This is a genomic window from Fimbriimonadaceae bacterium (assembly GCA_019638775.1).
Lineage (GTDB): Bacteria > Armatimonadota > Fimbriimonadia > Fimbriimonadales > Fimbriimonadaceae > JAHBTD01.
The window spans coordinates 1-1,057 of record JAHBTD010000120.1 but is presented as its reverse complement, the minus strand read 5'-3'; the positions used below and the strand labels follow the sequence as shown (position 1 = coordinate 1,057).

Annotated in this window: 1 protein-coding gene; it reads right to left on the bottom strand. The window is 62.1% G+C overall.

From position 1 onward, the window contains the following. Positions 1 to 1,057, bottom strand: a 1,057-nt coding sequence (locus tag KF784_20365) for a (Fe-S)-binding protein (protein MBX3121411.1), incomplete at both ends; no start/stop codon positions are given.

The window sequence follows — 1,057 nt, the reverse complement described above, 5'->3', positions numbered from 1 at the left end:
GCGGCCGCGCAACCCATTGTTGAGTTGAATCATGCAGGCCGGGCAACTGGTGGCCACCGTATCTGCCCCGCTCTGCTCGATGTTCCGGCGCTTCCTATCGAATACCTTCTGGGAGGTGTCGTAGTCTTTCACAAGGTAGGTGCCCGCCCCGCCGGCACAGCGGTCGGCATCCGTCATCTCGACATAGTCGGCACCCGGGACCTGCTTGAGCAGTTGGCGCGGTTCCTTCGTGACGCCCGCCGCCCGCAGGTGACAAGACGAATGGTAGGTCACCCGCCGGCCCGCACCGTCCGCCGCGCCCATAGGCGGATGCTCGGGCGAGCGTGCCACGAACTCCGTGATGTGCACCACCTTTTGTGCCAGTGCGTCCGCCGCCTGCTGTTCCGGCCCGGCCTCGAAAAACTTCCTGTATTCCTTGAGCATGAGCGTACAGGAGGCGCAGCCCGTCACGACTTGATCGTACCCCGCGAGCGACTGCAGATTGAACCGTGCGTTGTCTCTTACGAGGTCCACGTGGCCATAGGTTTCGATGGGCGTCCCGGAGCAGCGCTGCGGAGGTAGCTCAACATTCACTTTATGTTTGTGCAACACGCCGATCACCGCATCCCCCACCCCGTCGTCAAAATAGTTCGCCGCGCAACCATGGAAATACGCCACGCGCGGACCGGTTGCAGGTGGGTTCGATTGCGTGAGCTCGGGATAGCGATCGCGTAGATGATGCGGAGCCAGCTTGGGCAACACCATGTCCGCCGGCAATTTGGCCGTGGGGGCGATACGCTTCAGCACGGGAGCCGCCAGACGTTCCAGCACTGCGCGCGGACCGGGACGATCCCAGAGACGTTGCGTCTTCGCCAGAATCTTCAGCAATACTTCAAATATCGGCAGCTTCGCGTGAAGGACAAACAGCCACCGGCTCCCTTGATTCGGCTGCTCGGCGCGCCGCTGGAGAATGAGTTCCGACACATCGACCCCTGCCGGGCAAATCGTGCGGCAGGATTTGCAGTTGAGACAGGCCTCCACCACCCGCTTCGAGGTGAGATAGGAGTAATCCTTGGCC